Annotated in this window: 18 protein-coding genes; 11 read left to right on the top strand and 7 right to left on the bottom strand. The window is 57.9% G+C overall.

Annotated features, from left to right (window positions below):
- Positions 1 to 3: 3 nt before the first annotated feature.
- Both C6382_RS08320 and C6382_RS08315 read right to left on the bottom strand, forming a co-directional pair.
- Entirely contained in the window at positions 4 to 1,905 is a 1,902-nt protein-coding gene (locus C6382_RS08320) for a potassium transporter Kup (protein ID WP_107024031.1), read from the bottom strand.
- A gap of 165 nt (positions 1,906 to 2,070) precedes the next feature.
- Entirely contained in the window at positions 2,071 to 2,949 is an 879-nt protein-coding gene (locus C6382_RS08315) for a Dyp-type peroxidase (RefSeq protein ID WP_107024030.1), read from the bottom strand.
- A 168-nt stretch (positions 2,950 to 3,117) separates the two neighbouring features.
- Between C6382_RS08315 and C6382_RS08310 the strand changes: the two genes are divergently transcribed.
- Entirely contained in the window at positions 3,118 to 4,035 is a 918-nt protein-coding gene (locus C6382_RS08310) for a bile acid:sodium symporter family protein (RefSeq protein WP_107024029.1), read from the top strand.
- 33 nt (positions 4,036 to 4,068) lie between these two features.
- Here the strand turns inward: C6382_RS08310 and C6382_RS08305 are convergent, their stop codons facing one another.
- Positions 4,069 to 4,986 (bottom strand): pyridoxal-phosphate dependent enzyme, encoded by a 918-nt coding sequence (locus C6382_RS08305; RefSeq protein ID WP_107024028.1) that lies wholly within the window; start codon positions 4,984 to 4,986, stop codon positions 4,069 to 4,071.
- 545 nt (positions 4,987 to 5,531) lie between these two features.
- Here C6382_RS08305 and C6382_RS24015 point away from each other — a divergent pair.
- The 8 genes from C6382_RS24015 to C6382_RS08270 all read left to right on the top strand — a co-directional run bounded on the left by C6382_RS24015 (position 5,532) and on the right by C6382_RS08270 (position 12,413).
- The gene (locus C6382_RS24015) at positions 5,532 to 5,708 is read left to right on the top strand and encodes a hypothetical protein (RefSeq protein WP_158262102.1); all 177 of its coding nucleotides are present in this window, start codon (positions 5,532 to 5,534) and stop codon (positions 5,706 to 5,708) included.
- A 59-nt stretch (positions 5,709 to 5,767) separates the two neighbouring features.
- Positions 5,768 to 7,012, top strand: a complete 1,245-nt coding sequence (locus tag C6382_RS08300) for a YcaO-like family protein (RefSeq protein ID WP_371919584.1) — start codon at positions 5,768 to 5,770, stop codon at positions 7,010 to 7,012.
- Positions 6,993 to 7,667, top strand: coding sequence for a TfuA-like protein (locus C6382_RS08295; RefSeq protein ID WP_107024026.1), 675 nt, complete (start codon positions 6,993 to 6,995; stop codon positions 7,665 to 7,667). Before C6382_RS08300 ends, C6382_RS08295 begins: the two co-directional genes overlap by 20 nt.
- Positions 7,668 to 7,901: 234 nt before the next feature.
- Positions 7,902 to 8,438 (top strand): hypothetical protein, encoded by a 537-nt coding sequence (locus tag C6382_RS08290; protein WP_107024025.1) that lies wholly within the window; start codon positions 7,902 to 7,904, stop codon positions 8,436 to 8,438.
- A gap of 4 nt (positions 8,439 to 8,442) precedes the next feature.
- Positions 8,443 to 8,715, top strand: a complete 273-nt coding sequence (locus C6382_RS08285; RefSeq protein ID WP_107024024.1) for a MoaD/ThiS family protein — start codon at positions 8,443 to 8,445, stop codon at positions 8,713 to 8,715.
- Position 8,716: 1 nt separating this feature from the next.
- Positions 8,717 to 9,844 (top strand): HesA/MoeB/ThiF family protein, encoded by a 1,128-nt coding sequence (gene moeB / locus C6382_RS08280; protein WP_107024023.1) that lies wholly within the window; start codon positions 8,717 to 8,719, stop codon positions 9,842 to 9,844.
- 43 nt (positions 9,845 to 9,887) lie between these two features.
- Positions 9,888 to 11,192, top strand: a complete 1,305-nt coding sequence (locus C6382_RS08275) for an MFS transporter (protein ID WP_107024022.1) — start codon at positions 9,888 to 9,890, stop codon at positions 11,190 to 11,192.
- A 48-nt stretch (positions 11,193 to 11,240) separates the two neighbouring features.
- Entirely contained in the window at positions 11,241 to 12,413 is a 1,173-nt protein-coding gene (locus tag C6382_RS08270; protein ID WP_107024021.1) for a spermidine synthase, read from the top strand.
- 3 nt (positions 12,414 to 12,416) lie between these two features.
- Here C6382_RS08270 and C6382_RS08265 read toward each other — a convergent pair whose 3' ends face one another.
- Positions 12,417 to 12,881, bottom strand: coding sequence for a sterol desaturase family protein (locus C6382_RS08265; RefSeq protein ID WP_107024020.1), 465 nt, complete (start codon positions 12,879 to 12,881; stop codon positions 12,417 to 12,419).
- A gap of 485 nt (positions 12,882 to 13,366) precedes the next feature.
- Here C6382_RS08265 and C6382_RS08260 point away from each other — a divergent pair, with 485 nt between their 5' ends.
- The gene (locus C6382_RS08260; protein WP_107024019.1) at positions 13,367 to 14,074 is read left to right on the top strand and encodes an MgtC/SapB family protein; all 708 of its coding nucleotides are present in this window, start codon (positions 13,367 to 13,369) and stop codon (positions 14,072 to 14,074) included.
- A gap of 116 nt (positions 14,075 to 14,190) precedes the next feature.
- Positions 14,191 to 15,102: a LysR family transcriptional regulator gene (locus C6382_RS08255; RefSeq protein WP_107024092.1), complete on the top strand. Its 912-nt coding sequence runs from the start codon at positions 14,191 to 14,193 to the stop codon at positions 15,100 to 15,102.
- Between the two features lie 113 nt (positions 15,103 to 15,215).
- Here the strand turns inward: C6382_RS08255 and C6382_RS08250 are convergent, their stop codons facing one another.
- The 3 genes from C6382_RS08250 to C6382_RS08240 are packed head-to-tail and all read right to left on the bottom strand — an operon-like array spanning position 15,216 to position 19,128.
- Positions 15,216 to 16,256: an ABC transporter substrate-binding protein gene (locus tag C6382_RS08250; protein WP_107024018.1), complete on the bottom strand. Its 1,041-nt coding sequence runs from the start codon at positions 16,254 to 16,256 to the stop codon at positions 15,216 to 15,218.
- Between the two features lie 53 nt (positions 16,257 to 16,309).
- Complete coding sequence (locus C6382_RS08245) at positions 16,310 to 17,692, bottom strand: aspartate aminotransferase family protein (protein WP_107024017.1); 1,383 nt, start codon at positions 17,690 to 17,692, stop codon at positions 16,310 to 16,312.
- On the bottom strand, positions 17,689 to 19,128 hold the full coding sequence (locus C6382_RS08240; RefSeq protein WP_107024016.1) for an APC family permease: 1,440 nt from the start codon (positions 19,126 to 19,128) through the stop codon (positions 17,689 to 17,691). The genes C6382_RS08245 and C6382_RS08240 overlap by 4 nt, the downstream gene beginning before the upstream one ends.
- Between the last annotated feature and the right edge of the window lie 108 nt (positions 19,129 to 19,236).

The raw sequence follows: 19,236 nt of genomic DNA, 5'->3' as shown, positions 1-19,236 counted from the left end.
AAATCACATCTCCACCTGCGTCCCCAGCTCGATCACCCGGTTGAGCGGCAGGTTGAAGTACTTCAGGTTGCTGTTTGCGTTTTTCAGCAAGAACGCAAACAGCCCTTCACGCCAACGCGCCATGCCGATGCGTTTGGTCGGGATCACCGTCTCGCGGCTGAGGAAATAGGTTGTCCCCATTGGGCTGAAGTCCAGCGCCGGTACATGGCAAAGCTGCAACGCTGCCGGCACATCGGGCTCTTCGATAAAGCCGAAGTTGAGGTTGACCCGGTAGAAGCCATCACCAAAGTCCTGCACCTCGAAACGCTCGGACACCGGCACCCGCGGACGATCCTGGGACACCACCGTCAACAGCACCACCCGCTCATGCAGTACCTGGTTGTGCAGCAAGTTGTGCAGCAACGCATGCGGCACGGCGTCGGCCCGGGCGGTGAGGAACACCGCTGTGCCCTGCACCCGGTGCGGCGGCTGCGAGCGGATACTGCTGATGAACAACGGCAGTGGCAAGGCCGATTCGTCCAGGCGCTCAACGATGATCTTGCGCCCACGCTTCCAGGTGGTCATGAGGATAAACAGCGCGATACCGGCGATTACCGGAAACGCCCCGCCCTGGAAAATCTTCGGCGCGTTAGCGGCAAAGTACAGGCTATCGACCAGCAGAAAACCCAGCAACAACGGCACTGCCAGCCAGCGCGGGGTTTTCCACAACAGCAGCACCACCGCCGCCGTGAGCAAGGTGGTGATCAACATGGTACCGGTGACTGCGACACCATAGGCCGCCGCCAGGGCACCGGAGGATTCGAAGCCGATCACCAGCAGCACCACGCCGACCATCAACGCCCAATTCACCGTGGCGATGTAGATCTGCCCTTGTTCCTGGCTTGAGGTGTGCTGGATGAACATACGCGGTACATAGCCGAGCTGGATTGCCTGGCGGGTCAGCGAGAAGGCCCCGGAGATCACCGCCTGGGAGGCGATGATGGTCGCCAGCGTGGCAAGCCCGACCATCGGCAGCAAGGCCCAGTTCGGGGCCAGCAGATAGAACGGGTTACGCACTGCATCGGGGTTATCGAGGATCAGCGCGCCCTGGCCGAAGTAATTGAGCACCAGCCCTGGCAACACCAGCAGGATCCAGGCGCGGGCAATCGGTTTACGGCCAAAGTGGCCCATGTCGGCATACAGCGCTTCGGCACCGGTCAGGGCCAGGACCACGGCGCCAAGAATGGCCACACCGATACCCGGGTGCACCACGAAAAACTGCACCGCCCAGGCCGGATTGAGGGCCAGCAGCACTTCCGGGCGCTGGATGATGCCATACACCCCCAGTGCCCCCAGCACAGTGAACCACAGGACCATGACCGGTCCGAACAGGATGCCGATGCGTGCGGTACCGTGTTTCTGGATCAGGAACAGGGCCACCAGCACCACTACCGCGATCGGCACCACCCAATGCTCAATGCCATCAAATGCCAACTGCAGGCCCTCCACCGCCGACAGCACCGAGATTGCCGGGGTAATCATACTGTCGCCGTAGAACAGCGCCGCGCCAAACAGGCCGAGCAATACCAGTACCTGACTCAAACGCGGATAAGGTGCTGCTGCCCGCCGAGCCAACGCGGTAAGGGCCATGATGCCGCCCTCGCCCTGGTTGTCAGCACGCAGCACGAACAGCACGTACTTGATCGTGACCACCCAGATCAACGACCAGAACACCAGCGACAGAATGCCTAGCACGCCGTCATGGTTGGCCTGTACACCGTAGTGACCGGCGAAGACTTCCTTGAGGGTGTACAGCGGGCTGGTGCCAATGTCGCCATAGACCACGCCGACGGCAGCGATGAGCAGGCTAAATGACGAAGTCTTTACGGGGGAATGGGCTGAGGCGGAAGATGCGGCTTGGCTCACGGTAGCACTTCTCGGAACGGAGGGGCTGAAAACGCCGACAGTATCTCTTTATGCGGTACGAGTCTTCGTAAAAAGTCCGTAAAGTTTGCTGTGTGCGCCATCGCTGGCAAGGCCGGCTCCTACTGTAGGAGCTGGCCTTGCCAGCGATGCAGGCGACGCGCAGCTTCAGCCGAGCAACGCGCTCAGGTCGAGCCCTTGTGCACTGAGCGGTGGGCACCAGTAGTAACCACCGGTGAGTGGCCGGCTAAATCGGTACAAAGCGTCCACCACGCCGTCTTCCAGACCGCTCATACGCCGCAACTGCGCCTCAAAGGCATCAAACGAGTGACCAAAGGCCAGAAACGCCAGCCCCGCACCGCGCTCATCGGCCCACGGCATCGAACGACGAACAATAAACGCCTCGGGCTCGAAACTTTCCTGGGCCGTACGTTTGACGTGAGCCGACAGCGGCGCGTCATCGAGTTCTTCGTTGTCAGCCTTACGGCGACCAATGATGTCGTCCTGCTCGGCCTGCGCCAGCGCCTTGAAGCAATCCAGGTCATGACGCCACAACTGCAAAGCGGCAAAGCTCGACCCGCTCAGGCCAGGTACGTCAGTGGCCAGGATAGCGGCGTCGACCGCAGCATCTTCCACCGGGTTTTCCGTGCCGTCTTCATAACCGGTCAGGTCGAAGCCGGTTTTGTGGCGGAAGGCATCGGTGGCTTCAACCAGGCTCAAGGCCGGTGCCAGCAGTTTTTCCAGGGTCTGGCTGAGCAACCACAGGTCGCCGCGGTCGTCGCCACGCAGCCACAACCACAGATCATGCTGGGTACACGGGTTGTCTACCGCTGCGGTCAGTTGTGGGAATGCACACAAGCCCTCAATGCTGCGGCCCAGCGCCTGTACCAGCGGCGCCCCGAAACCGGCTACCACGCGGCTGCCATCCACTTGCTGCTGCAGCGCAGCAAGCACAGCCACCAGTGCGGCCGGCGTATGCAGGGTGAAGAACAGGTGACGCGCTTGGGCGGGAACGGGGGCGGCGAGAATGCCTGGCTGGAACTGCATCGGGAGTCGGATCCTTGAGTAAAGCATGAATGCTACTGCCTGAGGCCTGGGCCGACAAGCGCGGCGCCTTGACGCAACAGCCTGGCGTGAATGACGCCACATAAGCCGGCTACAGAGCCTGAAATCCTCACCTACACTGGCGCTCATCCCTTTTTGCGAGATTTCGACATGACTGCATCGCCGTTGCTCAGTGCATTTTTGCCCCTCGCCCTGGGCTTTATCATGCTCGGATTGGGCTTGACCCTGACCTTGGCCGATTTTGCCCGGGTGGTGAAATTCCCCAAGCCGGTGCTGATCGGCCTGGCCTGCCAAATCCTCCTGCTGCCTTTTATCTGCTTTCTTATTGCAAAAGGTTTCGGCCTGGCCCCAGCTCTGGCGGTGGGTCTGATGCTGCTGGCCGCCTCCCCTGGCGGCACCACCGCCAATCTGTTCAGCCACCTCGCCCATGGCGACGTAGCCTTGAACGTGACCCTGACTGCGGTCAACTCGCTGATCGCGATCCTGACCATGCCACTGCTGGTGAACCTGTCGCTGGCGTACTTCATGACTGCTGATCAGGCAATACCGCTGCAATTTAGCAAGGTGCTGCAGGTGTTTGCGATTGTCTTGGTGCCGGTGGCCTTGGGCATGCTGATCCGCCGCCTGGCACCAGGGTTTTCGGTGCGCATGGAGCGGCCGATGAAGATTATTGCCGCCCTGTTTCTGCTCTTCACCATCGTGCTGGCGATGGTCAAGGACTGGCAGACCGTACTCGACTACGCGCCCGTGGTGGGCGGCGCTGCGCTGCTGTTCAACCTGCTGAGCCTGGGTATTGGTTACTGGCTGCCACGCCTGCTGAAAATCCCCAAGCGTCAGGCGATTGCCATCGGCATGGAGATCGGCATTCACAATGGCACGTTGGCCATCGCACTGGCCCTGGCCCCTACCCTGCTGAACAACTCGACCATGGCGATACCGGCGGCGATTTACAGCTTGATTATGTTCTTTACGGCGGCGGGGTTTGGCTGGTGGGTGAGTCGTGGACACGACGATGCCCTGGTGGGTGCGCCGGTGCAGCGTCCCGACTTGCCCCGCGAGGCGGAATAGCTGGAAACCGCAATGTAATCTGCCAGGGCGGCATCAGCACGCCGCCCGCCATTGGCGGATCTGATCGATGGTCGCGGTGACGCCACCGCAGACGATCACAAGCACCTTCTGATAACGCCTGAGTTCCGCTGTTGGCGCATAGGCCAGTGCCAACGCCGCGCCACAAGCGGGCTCGACGAGAATGCGTTGGTCAGCAAGGAACCGCTCGCAGGCATCGAGCGCTTCCCGGTCGCTGATGACGTGACTGTACACCGGACGCTCCTGAGTCCACTGGAAAGCCCGCTGACACACCTGCTTGGCCGCCAGAGACGTGGCCACAGTGTTGACGCTGTCCAGCGCCACCAGCTGCTGCTGTGCCATGGCGGCGGCCAGCGAGGCGGCGCCTGCGGTTTCTACCGCAAACACCGGCACCTGCCCCCAACCGTTGCGCGCCAGGCCTTCACAAACGCCGGACAAAAGACCGCCGCCGCCCACCGAGAGCACCACAGCATCGGGCTTGAGGCCACTGGCGGCGACTTCATCAATCATGCTGGCGTGGCCCTGCCAGAGCAGCGGGTCATCGAAGGGATGGATGTAGGCATCGTCATCGCCCAGCAGCGACAGCGCCAGGGTGTTGGCCTCGTGCCAGGCTTTGCCGTGAACGATGACTTCAGCCTGCTCCTGACGGATCAGCTGTTTGGCCCGCTCGGTGGTGGTTTCCGGCACCACGACGGTAACCGCCAGGCCCAGGCAGCGCCCGGCGTAAGCCACGGCGATCCCGGCATTGCCACCTGACGACGATACAAAACGGCGCTTACCCTGCTTGGCATAGGCCTCACAGGCCGCACCAATACCGCGCAACTTGAACGAGCCGGAAGGCTGCAAGGCGTCGAGTTTCAGCCAGATGTCCAGGCCACTGGCCAGGCTCAGCGGGCGAGATGCCAGCAACGGGGTTTCGATATGCAGGCTCAAGGGTTTACTCCATGTAGGGAAGAACTCCAGCCTACGCCTAAAGCGCCGGGCAATCTTGTATGAAATTGCGCAGAGACTGCGACAGTTTCGTCTCATAATCGATTCCCGGCAACCCGTTGACGACCCAGGCCGAGGCAGCGCTGCTGATCGAATCGACCCAGGAACACGAGCTTAAATGCTTTGGCCGACTCGTCAAAAACGCCCTTATCGGCACCCAACAGCTCAGGTGTGCCGCAGCAGGTATTCACATATATAACTAACTCCGTGGAACGACCAAGGTAGCAAAACTATTAGGCGCAGAAAGCGCAGCGCAAGGCGGGCTTTCATCACTGCATATATCTAAATAAGATGTTTATAATAACACCCATCAAACCGGAATAGCCCTACAGCAATCCACGAGTACTTCCAGTACTTGCCAGGCAAGCACTAAACAAACACACCCAAACAAAAAATCTTAACTTGACAGGAAGACATTACCTGCAATGCTTCATAAGTGTTGCGCAACGAACCTTCTCAAACGCAGCACTATGAACAGGACGAGCCACATGAATTTCTTAGTTAAAGATGCAACCTTCGAACTTGAACTTGATGCAGAAACCGCGGATAAGTTTTCCGTAATTCTGAATAATGAAAGCCTGATGCACGCCGGCTTTGTGGCGCACCAGTCGAACAACAACGTATTGACTCTCGCTCTAGGTGAAGACGTAGCAACCGCAGCCTAAAGAAACGGGAGAGAAGTCATTCTCTCCCGTTTTTACTTTGTTAAACGCGATATCTACACATGCCTCTCATTGCTCAAAGGTTATCAGTTATGCAAAGGCTTAGCTCGAGTCTTCGTCGACGCAGCGCCGAAGAAACATTAAACATCATCATCAACATAGCCCCACGCCTGGGGATTACTCGAGTGACTGATACGACATGGCTAGACCGAATCGGCATCCCGGTATTTGCCAGTATACGACCCGACGCCTTGAAGGGATCGCTATGCGTAAACGCTGGCAAGGGTCTCAGACCAGCAGAAGCCAAAATAGGCGCGTACATGGAAGCCATCGAGTTCAGCCTTGCGCAATACAACACCGCGCAACTAAAACTGCTAAAGACCACACCGAGAAAACTCATTGAAAGTCACGAAGGACGAATAGCATTCAATCAATTTTGCATGTTGTATGGATTTTCTGCCGACGCCGACTCACTCATCATGGCCGTACACATTGAAGACGTATTACGCAAGAAAAAGGTACTTGCACCCGCCGAACTGGTGTTCATTCCTTACCCCGAAAATCCCGGGCAACGACTCTTCGGGGAAAGCTCCAGCGGCCTGGCGTCAGGCAATGACTTGGTGGAAGCCTCAGTACACGCTATTTGCGAGCTCATGGAGCGTGATGTTCAAGCCTTTAATCATGTACATGACCGCTCTTGTCTCGTCAATCTGGACCGCTCCAGCGCAGAAACCGAAGCACTGATCAATAAAATCATCGACGCGGGACTGACCCTGTCGATTCGTTACACACAAAACTGTTTTGGCCTGGCCTATTTTCAGGCTTTTATCATGGAAGAGACTTCCCAGGCGCCCATCTCTGTGGCCACCGGCTCAGGGTTGCACCCCATTAAAGAAATCGCCTTGATCCGGGCCATCTGTGAGGCAGCTCAAAGCCGTTTAAGCCACATACATGGAGGCCGTGACGACATCATTGAACGCGTCAAATATTTCGAGAAAACAGGGCGTACGGTCGAGCTTCAGGCCATCTCACGCTTGCGTACCGTGGCCACGTCCCGAAGCCAGATGGTCGACTACTCCTCCATCGACTGCCAAGAAGCCAAGATTCCCACGATCGAATCGGCCTGGGAACTGCTCATCGAGCGATTGCAGAGTGTCGGACTCAGCACCGTGCTAAGGGTTTTGCTCAGTAAAACGGCAGACGACATCTCTGTGGTGAGAATTATTATTCCGGGACTTGAAGCCTTTGAGCCTGGTTTGAAAAGGGTCGGTCCGAGGTTACTTACGTATGTCAAACAAAGCGCTTGAGGCATGCACGCTGTTTGCGGGCCCCTCTCTACAAGGGATAGACCATCAATTACTGTGCAGTAGCAGCCTGATATTACGCCCTCCCGTCAAACGCGGCGATATCGAGCGTTTGGTAACTCAGTCGCCACCCTCGAACCTCGCCATAGTCGATGGTGTTTTCCATACACACCCTGCCGTCGGACATTCTGAAATACTCAACGCTTTAGGTTCTGGTTGGCGTATTTGGGGATTATCTTCCATGGGGGCCATTCGCGCCTGTGAAATGGACACGCTGGGAATGACAGGCTTTGGTGAAGTGTATCGACAGTTCGCCAGCGATCCGGACATGTCCGACGACGAGGTAACTTTAATACATCAAGCTCAAGAGCCTTTCCTTTCACTCAGCGAGCCACTTATTCATATCAGGAAATTTTTAAGACAGTGGGCGATCGAGCAGATAATTACACCAGCACAGGAACAACACATACTTCACCATCTGAAAAACATGTGGTACGGACATCGAACGTTAAGCTGTTTGAAAAAAGCTTTGCTGGCACTTCCTGTTGCGGCGAAGCAAATAGACAGCGCCTTGGAAAATTTTTCTGCCTATCGAATAAAGAGCCTGGATTTGATCGACTTCCTCAAGCTACAACCATGGACGAGAACGGAAAAATAAAATGTCACCATCAGACATACTTCGTGAAATTAACGGCCTGCCCTTTGTGCATCCAGGGTTCAATAGCAAAAAGCTTTTAACACTCGTAGCCGTTGTACGTAAAAACATAGAGGGAGGCGAGTTATCTTTAAGCACCTATTTGCAACCAAATTTTGCCACTACCCTGTATAACCTGCATATCGAAGGAGCGCCCACGCCCCACCCCATCAAGCGCTCAGTGACGCCGAGCAGATCATGTTGGCTGAAGCGAAGCGCAACCTAAAAACTCTGCTGCCGGAATGGACCGAGTTATTCGAGCTACCGATCAACATACATAAGCTGCTGACCCAACAAGTCAGCCTGACCAACCCCGTGCTGCCGCAGCAAATGTTTTTGGGCGAAGCTGCATTTACCAGCATGACGGACCTTGAAGAGTTACTAGTGCATGAAATGTCTCATATCTGGTCAAGTATGATCGCCGAGATTTACGACTTCCAGCTCAAGGGCAGTTCGGAAAACTACATACTTCCATCAGGAACAGGCGGCAAAAATCCTCGGGGTGTCTTGTTGGCTTGCCTGTTCGCGATCAGCGCCGTGAACTACCACCAGCGGTTGCTGGCCAGCGGTTCTGTACGTGCGCGCCCCGAACGACTTGGGTTCTTGCATCAGTACTTCCTCAAAAGTCTGGCCACTCTCCAAGCTTCGACCGAACTGTCTGAAATCGGAAAACTGATCACCTCCAGGCTGGAAGTGTTTTCCAGCGAACCAACAACTGACACCGCTCAAGGATGACCCAATGGCAGTCGTGCACTTTCCTCGGCAGTTCATGCCCTACACCGATCAACATAAAACACACGCCACTGAGGGCTTGTCTGTCAGCGATGTCCTGAACAATCTGACCACACGGTTTCCCGACTTGATTGGCCCAGTCTTCACTGAAGACCTGTATCCACTGCCGTTCGTAGGACTGTTCGTCGACGGAATGCCCGTCACAAGCGAGCATGACCGTCGTTGTCCCCTGGACAGTCGTGCACAATTGATTCTGATCAGCGCAGTGGCAGGTGGCTGACATGCAATGCAACCTGAAGACGAACACCTCTCGTTATGCCCGTCAAATCATCCTCAGCGAAGTGGGTACTCAGGGACAGCAGCGCCTCAGAGACAGTAAGGTGCTGGTAGTCGGCGCCGGTGGGCTGGGCTGCCCGGTACTCCTGTACCTTGCAGGTGCTGGGGTCGGGACGATCGGTATCGTTGATAACGACATCGTCGACGTGAGCAATCTGCACCGACAAATTCTTTATGCGATTGCCGATGTGGGTGACCTGAAAGTGTTGGCAGCCAAGCGCCGCATTAACCAGTTGAACCCCGAAATCGTCGCCCACGCCGTTGCCACGACGCTGAACGCGGACAACGTCCAATCGCTGCTGGCGGACTACGACATCATCGTCGACGCCACTGATAACTTCGACGCCAAATACCTCATCAGTGATGCCTGTATTGAGTACGAAAAACCGATGGTCTATGCGTCGATCAGTCAGTTCGAGGGGCAGGTATCAGTATTCAATTATTACAACCGGCACACCCAACAATGGGGGCCGTGCTTCCGGGATCTGTTCGAAACACCACCTCCACCTCACTTGACACAAAACTGCTCGGAAGCCGGCGTTCTCGGTGTCATACCCGGTTTGCTCGGTTGCTTTCAGGCCAATGAAGTGCTCAAGCTGATCCTTCGTGCCGGGGAGCCCTTGAGCGGGAAATTGTTGTCTATTGATTGTCTGGACAACAGTTTCCACCTGTTGACCATAAACAAAACAACACGTGATCGGCGCCCGGCGAGGGCGCTTGGCGACTCGAGTACCCCTGCATGGTGCGATAGAGATTGGCTGTCACCCTACGCACTGCATGACTGGATAGCGACACAAGCGCCATTTCAACTAGTCGATGTGCGCGACGTCAGCGAGCATCAGCAAGGCTCGCTGGGTGGCCGACTGATCCCGCTCAAGGACATCATCAAGCGCCGGGAAGAACTGGATACTACCCGGCGTGTCGTTTTCTATTGCAAAACTGGCGTCAGGAGCAAGGCGGCCTTACTAGCAATTCGCAGCATCAGCCAAGATGCGGAACTCTATAGCCTTGAAGGCGGCATCGAACGATATCTGGCGATTTACCCTGATGCACACACCCCCGTCGTTTCTTGAACCCTGATTGCATAGTGACCCTATCCGGGTCAAAGGTACGTCTATGAGTGCTAACAATTCAGGCATTACGTGGGGCTCTCCCAACATCGATCGACGCCTGTTGAAAGTGCAATTCAGCTTTTTGCTGATGGTTCTGGGGGGGCGGTGCAATCAACTGGCGGTTGCTTGGTGGGCCCTGCAGGAAACAGGCTCTTCGCTCTATTTTGCAAATATGATTGCTTGCTCCATCGCGGCGGAGGTGTTAGCCAAACCCTTGCTGGGATGGTTGGGGGACAGGTACAACAAAATTCTGATCATCAAGCTGGCCTCATGGATCAGCCTGATAACCGCGCTGTTGATGGTAGTGCTGTCCGCCACGGGGTCGTTCAACCCCTGGACAGTGGGCGCGCTGATGATAGTAAGCAGTGCAATTGTCGGCGTGCGCGATCCTCTTCAGGCGTCGATCATCCCTTTATTCGCAGACGACAATAAAGTATCCCTGGCGTTTCGGACTAAAAGCGTGATGTCGTCCTTTTCAATTCTGCTGGGGCCGGTACTGGCCAGCGGATTGATTTACGGGTTCGGTATCACGCCCGCCTTCGCCGCCGACTTTTTCGCCATCCTCATCGCCGGGGTGTTGATTGCGACCATCCCGAATCACATCGGCGCCACTGATCAAGGCGAAAAAGCCCCGGGTGCCAGCGGTTTCAGTATGATCTATTCCGGTTTCAAAGTGGTTTATAGCGTGAAAGTTGAATTTTACTTGGCCCTTATTGCAATGTTCATCAACTTTGCCCTATTTCCATTCTTCACCATCCTGATCCCACTGTACGTAAAGGATGTCATCCAGTACCCGGTCACTTACATCGGCCTGCTGGATTCATGCTTCGGGCTCGGCATTCTACTGGGCAGTTACAAGATTATCGGCTGGTTATCCCACCGGGTCCCCCGTGACATGTGTGTGTCTGCAGGTTTTGCATTACTGGGGTGTAACCTTGTGGTTGTTGGCACCGTTTCATCCTCTTTCATCGTGCCTGCAGCCTTTTTCTGCGGCGGCGTCGGCCTGATGTTGATCAACATCCCCACCTCCGCTGTCAGGTTGCTGGCGACGCCCAAGTTCCATCGGAACCGGATTTTTGCCACGGTTTCATTTCTGTCAGCATCGGCCAGCCCTTTTGGCAGTTTCGCCACGCCCCCCCTGATCAGCCATTTGGGGATCGCACTGACAATTACGCTGCTTGGCGTTATGGTGCTGCTGTTGTCTCTGTTGGTCTTTCTGGTACCCGATTTCAAAACCTTCATGCGATCCCAAGATACGCAGCTCAACGATGCCTACTTGGAAAAATACCCTGAAGCGTTTGCACACTGACTTGCCTTGTCGTACCCCTGCCCCTTACCGACGGAGCTGACTTTCACCATGCCGGACTTCAAGGATCGATTTGAAATTTCTCGACATGAACAGATTTTCTGCGGTCAGTATTATGACGACATGGGCTGTACCGGTTTCTTGGGAGATCCGGCCAAGGATAAAATCTCGGTTCTGATGCTGGGGCTTTCGGCTGGTGTGGCACTGGCACCGATTGCAGCCGGTAGAAGGGTGGCAAGCCTGTTGGCCGTTGATTTGGACGAAACCGCCCTCGTACGTAGCCTCGACAACCGGAATCGACTTGCTGCGCATATCAACTTTGAGAGTGTGGTCGCCGATGCCACGCTTTTCCTGGTCGCCACCCAAGACCTGTATGACGTCATTATTGTCGACCTCTACACCCAGTGCGGATATGCCCCGATAGTGTTTGATCACGGGTTCCACCAGCTATTGAAGAGCCGCCTCAATCCTCTCGGTCACTTGGTGTTCAACGGTTTTGGCGTCCCTATGAACCTGGATCCGTTCAACGGCCCAACACCCCAGACCTGGCTCGCTCGCTGCCTGAGCGACAGCTGGGACGACATTAATTACCTTCCCCACCGACGCAATGCGACGTTCATTATCGGCCCGCCGCCGTCAATCACACTGGACACCGCGTCCGCTGTCGAGTCTTTATGCGCCAGTGATCGGCTCTTTATGGAGATCATGAGCCTTCGCCTGCGCTACCTGACACCCACGGATATCCGTAACCCGCCGCTTGTGCCTCCGGCGCTGGACTTCGTCGGGATTGATCTTGAAGTGCAAAAACGCTGGACAGCCTTGTTGCCGGCCTTGTCTGCCCTGCTTCCAACCTCACTGGCGCTTAATAAGCCTAGCGATCTGCGCGAACTGCTAGATAATCCTGACGCTTGCCAGGCACTTCAAGCGCTATTAGTGAAGGAAAAATCATCGCTGCGTACCACGCTTGCATTGCTGGTCGCAGGCGAAGTCAACTTCTCGGACCGTGATTTCTCATGGCTCCCCCACTGGGTCGTTACCACACTGGAGAACAGCGTCGAGATCCACCCAAGAGAGTGGCTGGATGGTTTATTCCCTTACGCTTACGGCGTCATTACCCACAGAACGAGGGGTGATGTGAACAAAGTGGAGGGTTTTCGACGCGCGCTCTCACGATTGATCCAAGCTGATGATGTACACGAAGGCGTCAATCCCAGACATCAGTAGCGTTCAACCATGCCGCCGCGCGCGCAACTGCCGCTTCAACCTGTGCATCGGCGGCGCATACAGAAAGCCAAACGACACGCTGTTATCGCGCCCCTTCAACGCATGGTGGAGCAAATGCGCCTTGTACAAGCGTTTGAGATAACGGTTGCGCGGTCGCGGCTTGAAAGGCCAATGCCGATGCACGATACCGTCGTGCACAATCACGTAGATCATCCCGAACACCGCCACCCCCGCCCCCACCCACTGCAACGGCGCATGCCCGGCGCGGCCGATGGCCACCAGGGCGCAGGCGATCAGCGCCAGGACCAGCAGGTAGACATCATTGGTTTCCAGCGCCCCCAGATGCGGCTCGTGGTGCGAGCGGTGCAGGAACCAGCCCCAGCCATGCATGATGTAGCGATGCGCCAGGTAGCCGATGCCCTCCATGGCCGTCAAGGTGCAGAGAAAAACAGCTAGGTTGAGGATCATGGCGACATCTATCGGCAGGTTGGCACAAACGGCCAAGAGCCTACCATTTTGACCCGCCCGGCAGGAGGCATTTCGTCACGCCATTGGCATACGGCAACCGCCAGCAAAGCTTCGCTGACCCGGGTGGCCCGGCAAGCAATTGTCATGAAAACAACCTTGACCCTGGTGCTTTTCAACGTTAGTTTCTCGCCCGCATTTTTGCATGCCTATACAGGAGTCCTGCATTGGACAGTAGCTCTGGTCGATTGCGACAGGTTCATACGGCGCGCTAGTTCAGCAGACTCTTTCTGCCACTGCCCCGCCGTACATGGTGGTCGGTGGCGCCTCGCATCCTGAGCGGATGACGACGCTTCATACTCCCTTCCTGCAAGCCCGAGACGATTGTTCGTACCCGTGGCCTGTGACCTTGCGCAATCCATTTATTCATACCTGCATCGGCAGTGTTCGATGCGTTGCGGCCCTGCGCCGTGGATTCGAGGTTTGTCATGGATTGGAAAGTATTTCTCCTGCGCGTCACCGTCGCGCTCGTACTGGGCGCCCTGATCGGCGCTGAACGTCAACTGCGCCAGCGCCTGACCGGCCTGCGCACCAATGCCTTGGTCAGCACCGGTGCCTGCCTGTTCGTGCTGATGACCCAGGCCGTGCCGGGCATGGCCGCTACCGATGCTTCGCGTATTGCCGCCTATGTGGTGTCCGGTATTGGTTTTCTCGGCGGTGGGGTCATCATGCGCGACGGCCTGAATGTGCGCGGTTTGAACACCGCCGCGACGCTGTGGTGCACCGCTGCTGTTGGTGTGCTGTGCAGCATGGGCCTGCTGCTGGAGGCTGCAGTGGGTAGCTGCGTGGTGCTCTGCGCCAACATCCTGTTGCGCGATATCGCCCAACGCCTCAACCATCAAGAGGTGCTGCCGGCCAATGAAGCCGAGCAGCGTTTCGAGGTGCGTATCACCTGCCGCGCCGAAGATGAAATCCAGGTGCGCAGCCTGATGCTGCACAGCTTCGGCAGCGGCGGCCTGCGTCTGCAGTCACTGCACAGCGAAGATCTGGCTAATCCAGCCAAGCTGGAAGTGCGCGCCGAGCTGTTGGGCAGCCCTGATGCGCCGACCCAGCTGGAACGCCTGGTCAGCCGGGTGAGCCTGGAAAAAGGTGTCAGCGCTGTGCGCTGGCAGGTACACGAGCTTACTGCCGATTAACTGCAAGCACGCAGCGGTTGCGCAGCGAAAATATGCTCAATGGCGAGCAAAATCCGCTGCAGCCGCCGGACGTCAAAGGGGTAACCTGTAGCAAAATAATCAGCCAGAGGTGCACTGTGGCGTCCTATACCTTGCGTCAGTTGAAGTATTTCGTCACCACCGTGGAGTGCGGCAGTGTCGCTGAGGCGTCGCGCAAGCTGTACATCGCGCAACCGTCGATTTCAACCGCAATCAAAAGCCTGGAAGACAGCTTCGGCGTGCAGCTGTTTATCCGCCATCACGCCCAGGGCGTATCACTTACGCCCGGTGGCGCGCGTTTCTATCGCAAAGCCATGGAACTGCTGCGCATGGCCCGGGAGTTTGAACAGAACGCTTTGGCTGACAACGATGTGGTTTGCGGGCAAATTGATATCGGCTGTTTCGAAACAGTCGCCCCGCTCTACCTGCCGCGCCTGATCAAAGGCTTTCGCGAGCGCTTTGCCGGGGTCGAGATCCGCCTGCAGGACGGCGAGCAGCAGGAACTGGTGCAAGGCCTGACGGGCGGGCGTTACGACCTGGCGATCTTCTACGATCATGACCTGGACAGCACCATCGAGACCGAAGCGTTGATGGCTCCGCAACGGCCCTACGCCTTGCTGCCCGCAGGGCATCGCTTTGCCGAGCAGACGCAGGTGTCGCTGCGTGATCTGGCCCTGGAGCCGATGATTCTGCTGGATGTGCAGCCCAGCCGTACCTATTTCGTGAGCATTTTCGAAGAGCTGGGGCTGAGCCCGAACATTATCTTCAGCTCGCCTTCGATCGAGATGGTGCGCGGTATGGTCGGCCAGGGCTTTGGTTTTGCGCTGCTGGTTACCCGGCCGCTTACTACCAGCACCTATGATGGACAGGAACTGGTGTGCGTAGAGCTGGCCGAAGATGTCACCGGCTCAGGGCTGGTGGCCGGCTGGTTGAAACGTGCGCAGCTGACCAAGCCTGCGCAGTTGTTTGTCGATTACTGCAAGGAGCAGTTTGCGGCCTGGCTGAAATAAAGGCGCGAACCCGCCTGTCGCCAGCAATGCTGGCTCCTGCAGGTACGGCATACACCGATCCCCTGTAGGAGCTGGCATTGCCAGCGATGCAAGGCAAAGTCTTGCCAAAAAACTCAGCGCGCAGCCCAGGCGTTAAAGCGCTGCTCCAACTCCTCTCCACGATCGACCCAGAACGCCGCGTCTACCGCCTGCGCTTGGGCGAGGTTTGCTTGAGCAGTAGGCAACTGCTGTTGCACCGCCTCAGGCAAAAGCTTCAGCGCATCGCGATGCACAGGCCCATAGGGAATCTCTTCGGAGAACACCTTCTGCGCCTGCGGCTGGCTGGCAAAAGCGATGAAGTCCTCAGCCAGAGCCTTGTTCGGCGTGCCCTTAACCACCGCCCAGTATTCCGGGTCGTACAGGCTTTGCGGCCAGACGATGCCCAGTTTCATACCCTCCTTCTGCGCCGAGGCGATGCGCCCGTTATAGGCCGCGCTCATCACCACGTCACCGGCGATCAGCCACTGCGCGGGTTGTGCACCGGCCTCCCACCACTGGATATTGCCTTTGATCTGATCGAGTTTGGCAAAGGCCCGGCTCACCCCCTCAGGGGTCGCCAGCACTTTATAGAGCTGGTCAGGCTTGACTCCATCGGCGAGCAAGGCGATTTCCAGGGTGTACTTGGCGCCCTTGCGCAAGCCGCGCTTGCCGGGGTATTCACTGACGTTCCAGAAGTCCGCCCAGGAGGTCGGGGCCTTGGCCAGTTTGTCGTGGTCATAGGCCATGACCATCGACCAGACATAGGTCGCCACCCCGCACTCGCTCAGGGTCCCCGGCACAAACTGCGCCGCGTCACCGAAACGTGCCGGATCCAGGCGTTCGAACAGGCCTTCGTCACAGCCACGCAGTAACTCCGGGCTTTCGACTTCGACCACGTCCCAGCTGGTGTGACCGACATCGACCATGGCTTTGATCTTCGACAGTTCACCGTTGTACTCACCCGCGACGACGCGTCCTGCACCGCTGGCGTTGAAAGGTTGGAAATAGGCCTTGTCCTGGGCCTGTTTGGTGGCACCACCAAAGGAAATGACGGTAAGGCTCTGCGGCGCGGCCTGAACGGCACCGCACAACAGGGCCAAGGCAAAGGGAACACTGCAACGCAAGGATCTGGACATGGATCTGTTCCTCAGGAAAGCCGGCCCGCCCGTACGAGCCGGCGTACGGGGGCTTACAGCAAACCGTATTCGCGCGCGGTGCGGTCTACGGCGATACGGGTCTTGTCGACCAACTCATCGATCTCGGCTTTGCCGGCTACCAAGGCCGGGGCCATGATCATCCGGCCCAGGGTCGAGCGGATGATCAGGCCTTCTTCGAAGCCAATGGTGCGGCAGCGCCAGGCCATGTCGTTCTCATTGGCAAAGCGTTTGCGGCTGGCCTTGTCTTCGGCAAACTGCAGCGCCGCCACCAGGCCGGTGCCTTGCACTTCACCAATCAGCGGGTGATTGCCGAACACCTCACGCAGGCAGCTCTGCAGATACGGACCGGTGTCCTGTTTGACCTGGGTGACAATGCCTTCGTCACGCAGTGCCTTGAGGTTGGCAATCGCCACCGCTGCCGCCACCGGGTGCCCGGAATAGGTCAGGCCGTGGGCGAACACACCGCCCTGCTCCACCAGCACCTGGGCCATGCGCTTGGACAGGATCAAGCCGCCCATGGGGATGTAGCCGCTGGTCAGGCCCTTGGCTATCGATAGGGTGTCGGGTTCAAAACCGAAATGCTGGTGGGCGAACCACTCACCGGTACGGCCAAAGCCACCGATCACTTCATCGGCGCACAGCAATACATCGTACTTGCGGCAGATTCGCTGAATTTCTGGCCAGTAACTGTCTGGCGGGAAGATCATCCCGCCAGCGCCCTGGAAGGGTTCGGCGACAAAGGCGGCGACGTTCTCGGCGCCCAGTGCGAGGATCTTTTCCTCCAGCTGACGGGCTGCGCGCAGGCCAAACTCGGCCGGGGTCAGGTCGCCTTCGTGGGCGAACCAGTACGGCTCGTCGATGTGCGCGACATCCGGGATCACTCCGCCCATGTCGTGCATGAATTTCATCCCGCCCAACGCCGTCGCGCCCAGGGTCGAGCCGTGGTAGCCGTTCCAGCGCCCGATCATGATTTTCTTCTGTGGCTGGCCGAGGATCTGCCAGTAGCGGCGCACGGTACGGATCAACACCTCGTTGGCTTCGGAACCGGAGTTGGTGTAGATCGCGTGGCTGTAGTGGCTCGGCAGCAGGCTGAACAGCAACTCCGACAGTTCGACCACTGCCGGGTGGGTGGTGTGGAAGAACATGTTGTAGTACGGCAGTTGTTCCAGCTGCTTGGTGGCAGCGGCGGCCAGGTCCTTGCGGCCATAGCCGAGGTTGGTGCACCACAGGCCCGACATGCCGTCCAGGTAGCGCTTGCCGTCGTTGTCCCAGAGCGCCAGGCCTTCACCGCGCACGATCACCCGCGGACCTTCCTCGTTCAGGGCTTTCTGGTCGAGAAACGCATGAATGTGGTGCGCGGCATCCAGGGCCTGGTAGTCACCGGTGCTGCGATCGGGTTTTACTTGAGTGGTCATTGCGAGTCTCCTTGCGGGTTTTTAGCGTTTGCGGTGCCTGAGGCACATTCCAGAGGTTCTGGCTTGAACAGCGGTTTGCCCATAACGCATTTGATCCACAGCACGGCGATGATCGACACCACCAGCAGCACCAGGCCTGCGTAGGCAAAAATCGAGAAGGTCATTTCCGGGCTCGGCGAGACATGCCAGATCGCAAAGAGCATGCCGGCGATACCGAACACCTGCGGCAATGGGTAGAACGGCGTGCGGAACGGACGCGCCACCTGCGGATAGCGTCGACGCAGCGCGATGACGTTGACGTGGGTAATGATGTAGGCCAGCAGCCAGGCCAGCGCCGCAGCCAGCAGCAGCTGGTTGATCGCATCGGGATGGTCATGCATCAGCAGCAACGGCAGGCCGGTGATTGCCGATACAAACAGCACCGCCACCCACGGCGCACCGGTGCGTTTGCCTTGACGCTTGAGCACACCAAACGCCTGACCATTACGGGCCATGCCCAGGAGCATGCGCGGGATAGCCGCCAACGAACTGTTGAGTGTGCTGCAGGTGGCGGTGATCGCCGCCGTGACCAGGAACACCTTGCCCGCCTCGCCGAACACAGTGGTGGCGAACAGGTAATGCGGCAACACATTACTGGCCAACTCTGCCTGGGGCACGGTGAGCAAGGCACCCAGGCAGTACAGGGCGATGATCACAAAAATCACCGTCAGGCCGATCATCATCGAAGCCGGGATGTTGCGCTGCGGGCGCCGCGTTTCTTCCACCAGCGGGCAGACGAACTCGGCGCCGACAAACCCCCACACCGCCATCGCCGTCAAGGCAATCACACCCAGGCCCAAGGGGTTCCAGCCGGTGCTTTCGAGCAGGTTCGGGTTGGGTGAGACGATATCGCTGTTCATCGCGCTCAGGCCCATGACCAGCAGGGCCACTACCATGACCACCGCCAACACCGTTTGCAGGCGGGCGAAGATGTCGATGTTGAACAGGTTGAGTACGGTGAACAGCGCGAGTACACCAAGCGCTACGGTGAGCGGCGGCATCGTGTGCGGGTAGACCTTGTCGATGATGAACTCCATCAGCAGCAGCTCTGCCGACAGGGCGAACATCGCTACCACCACGTAGCCGGAAAAGGTCGCGAGGATCGCCGGGAACTGGCCGATCGCCACTTCCGTGTAGCTGCTCAGGCTGCCGGCGCGGGGGATCATCAAGGCCAGCTCGGAGAACGAGCAGGCGTAACTCAAGGCCAACAGCCAGGCCAGCGCCAGCGGCACGATGAAGCCCGCCCCGGCGATGCCGACGCCTTGCAGCATCAGTACCATTACCCCCTGGGACACGACCAGGCCGATAGCCACGGCCAACAGGGCGGTCAGGCCCAGTTTCTTGCTACTCACAGGCGGCGCCAGGGTGCCTGTGGACACGCTTGCATTGCTGTTCATCGGTTGCTCCGTCTTGTTGTATTTGTAAGAACAGATCGGTGTTGCGACTGGGGCTGCTATGCAGCCCATCGCCGGTAAGCCCCGCTCCTTCACGTTCCGTGTGGGGGG

It is taken from the genome of Pseudomonas sp. BBP2017, from assembly GCF_003024385.1.
Taxonomy (GTDB): Bacteria; Pseudomonadota; Gammaproteobacteria; order Pseudomonadales; family Pseudomonadaceae; genus Aquipseudomonas.
This window is presented reverse-complemented; position numbering and strand designations above follow the sequence as displayed.

Bases quoted from the DNA above. Each gene is read 5' to 3' on its own strand.
- C6382_RS08315 (WP_107024030.1), bottom strand. From the start codon at position 2,949: ATGCAGTTCCAGCCAGGCATTCTCGCCGCCCCCGTTCCCGCCCAAGCG.
- C6382_RS08310 (WP_107024029.1), top strand. From the start codon at position 3,118: ATGACTGCATCGCCGTTGCTCAGTGCATTTTTGCCCCTCGCCCTGGGC.
- C6382_RS24015 (WP_158262102.1), top strand. From the start codon at position 5,532: ATGAATTTCTTAGTTAAAGATGCAACCTTCGAACTTGAACTTGATGCA.
- C6382_RS08300 (WP_371919584.1), top strand. From the start codon at position 5,768: ATGCCTCTCATTGCTCAAAGGTTATCAGTTATGCAAAGGCTTAGCTCG.
- C6382_RS08295 (WP_107024026.1), top strand. From the start codon at position 6,993: ATGTCAAACAAAGCGCTTGAGGCATGCACGCTGTTTGCGGGCCCCTCT.
- C6382_RS08290 (WP_107024025.1), top strand. From the start codon at position 7,902: ATGTTGGCTGAAGCGAAGCGCAACCTAAAAACTCTGCTGCCGGAATGG.
- C6382_RS08285 (WP_107024024.1), top strand. From the start codon at position 8,443: ATGGCAGTCGTGCACTTTCCTCGGCAGTTCATGCCCTACACCGATCAA.
- moeB (WP_107024023.1), top strand. From the start codon at position 8,717: ATGCAATGCAACCTGAAGACGAACACCTCTCGTTATGCCCGTCAAATC.
- C6382_RS08275 (WP_107024022.1), top strand. From the start codon at position 9,888: ATGAGTGCTAACAATTCAGGCATTACGTGGGGCTCTCCCAACATCGAT.
- C6382_RS08270 (WP_107024021.1), top strand. From the start codon at position 11,241: ATGCCGGACTTCAAGGATCGATTTGAAATTTCTCGACATGAACAGATT.
- C6382_RS08265 (WP_107024020.1), bottom strand. From the start codon at position 12,881: ATGATCCTCAACCTAGCTGTTTTTCTCTGCACCTTGACGGCCATGGAG.
- C6382_RS08260 (WP_107024019.1), top strand. From the start codon at position 13,367: ATGGATTGGAAAGTATTTCTCCTGCGCGTCACCGTCGCGCTCGTACTG.
- C6382_RS08250 (WP_107024018.1), bottom strand. From the start codon at position 16,256: ATGTCCAGATCCTTGCGTTGCAGTGTTCCCTTTGCCTTGGCCCTGTTG.
- C6382_RS08245 (WP_107024017.1), bottom strand. From the start codon at position 17,692: ATGACCACTCAAGTAAAACCCGATCGCAGCACCGGTGACTACCAGGCC.
- C6382_RS08240 (WP_107024016.1), bottom strand. From the start codon at position 19,128: ATGAACAGCAATGCAAGCGTGTCCACAGGCACCCTGGCGCCGCCTGTG.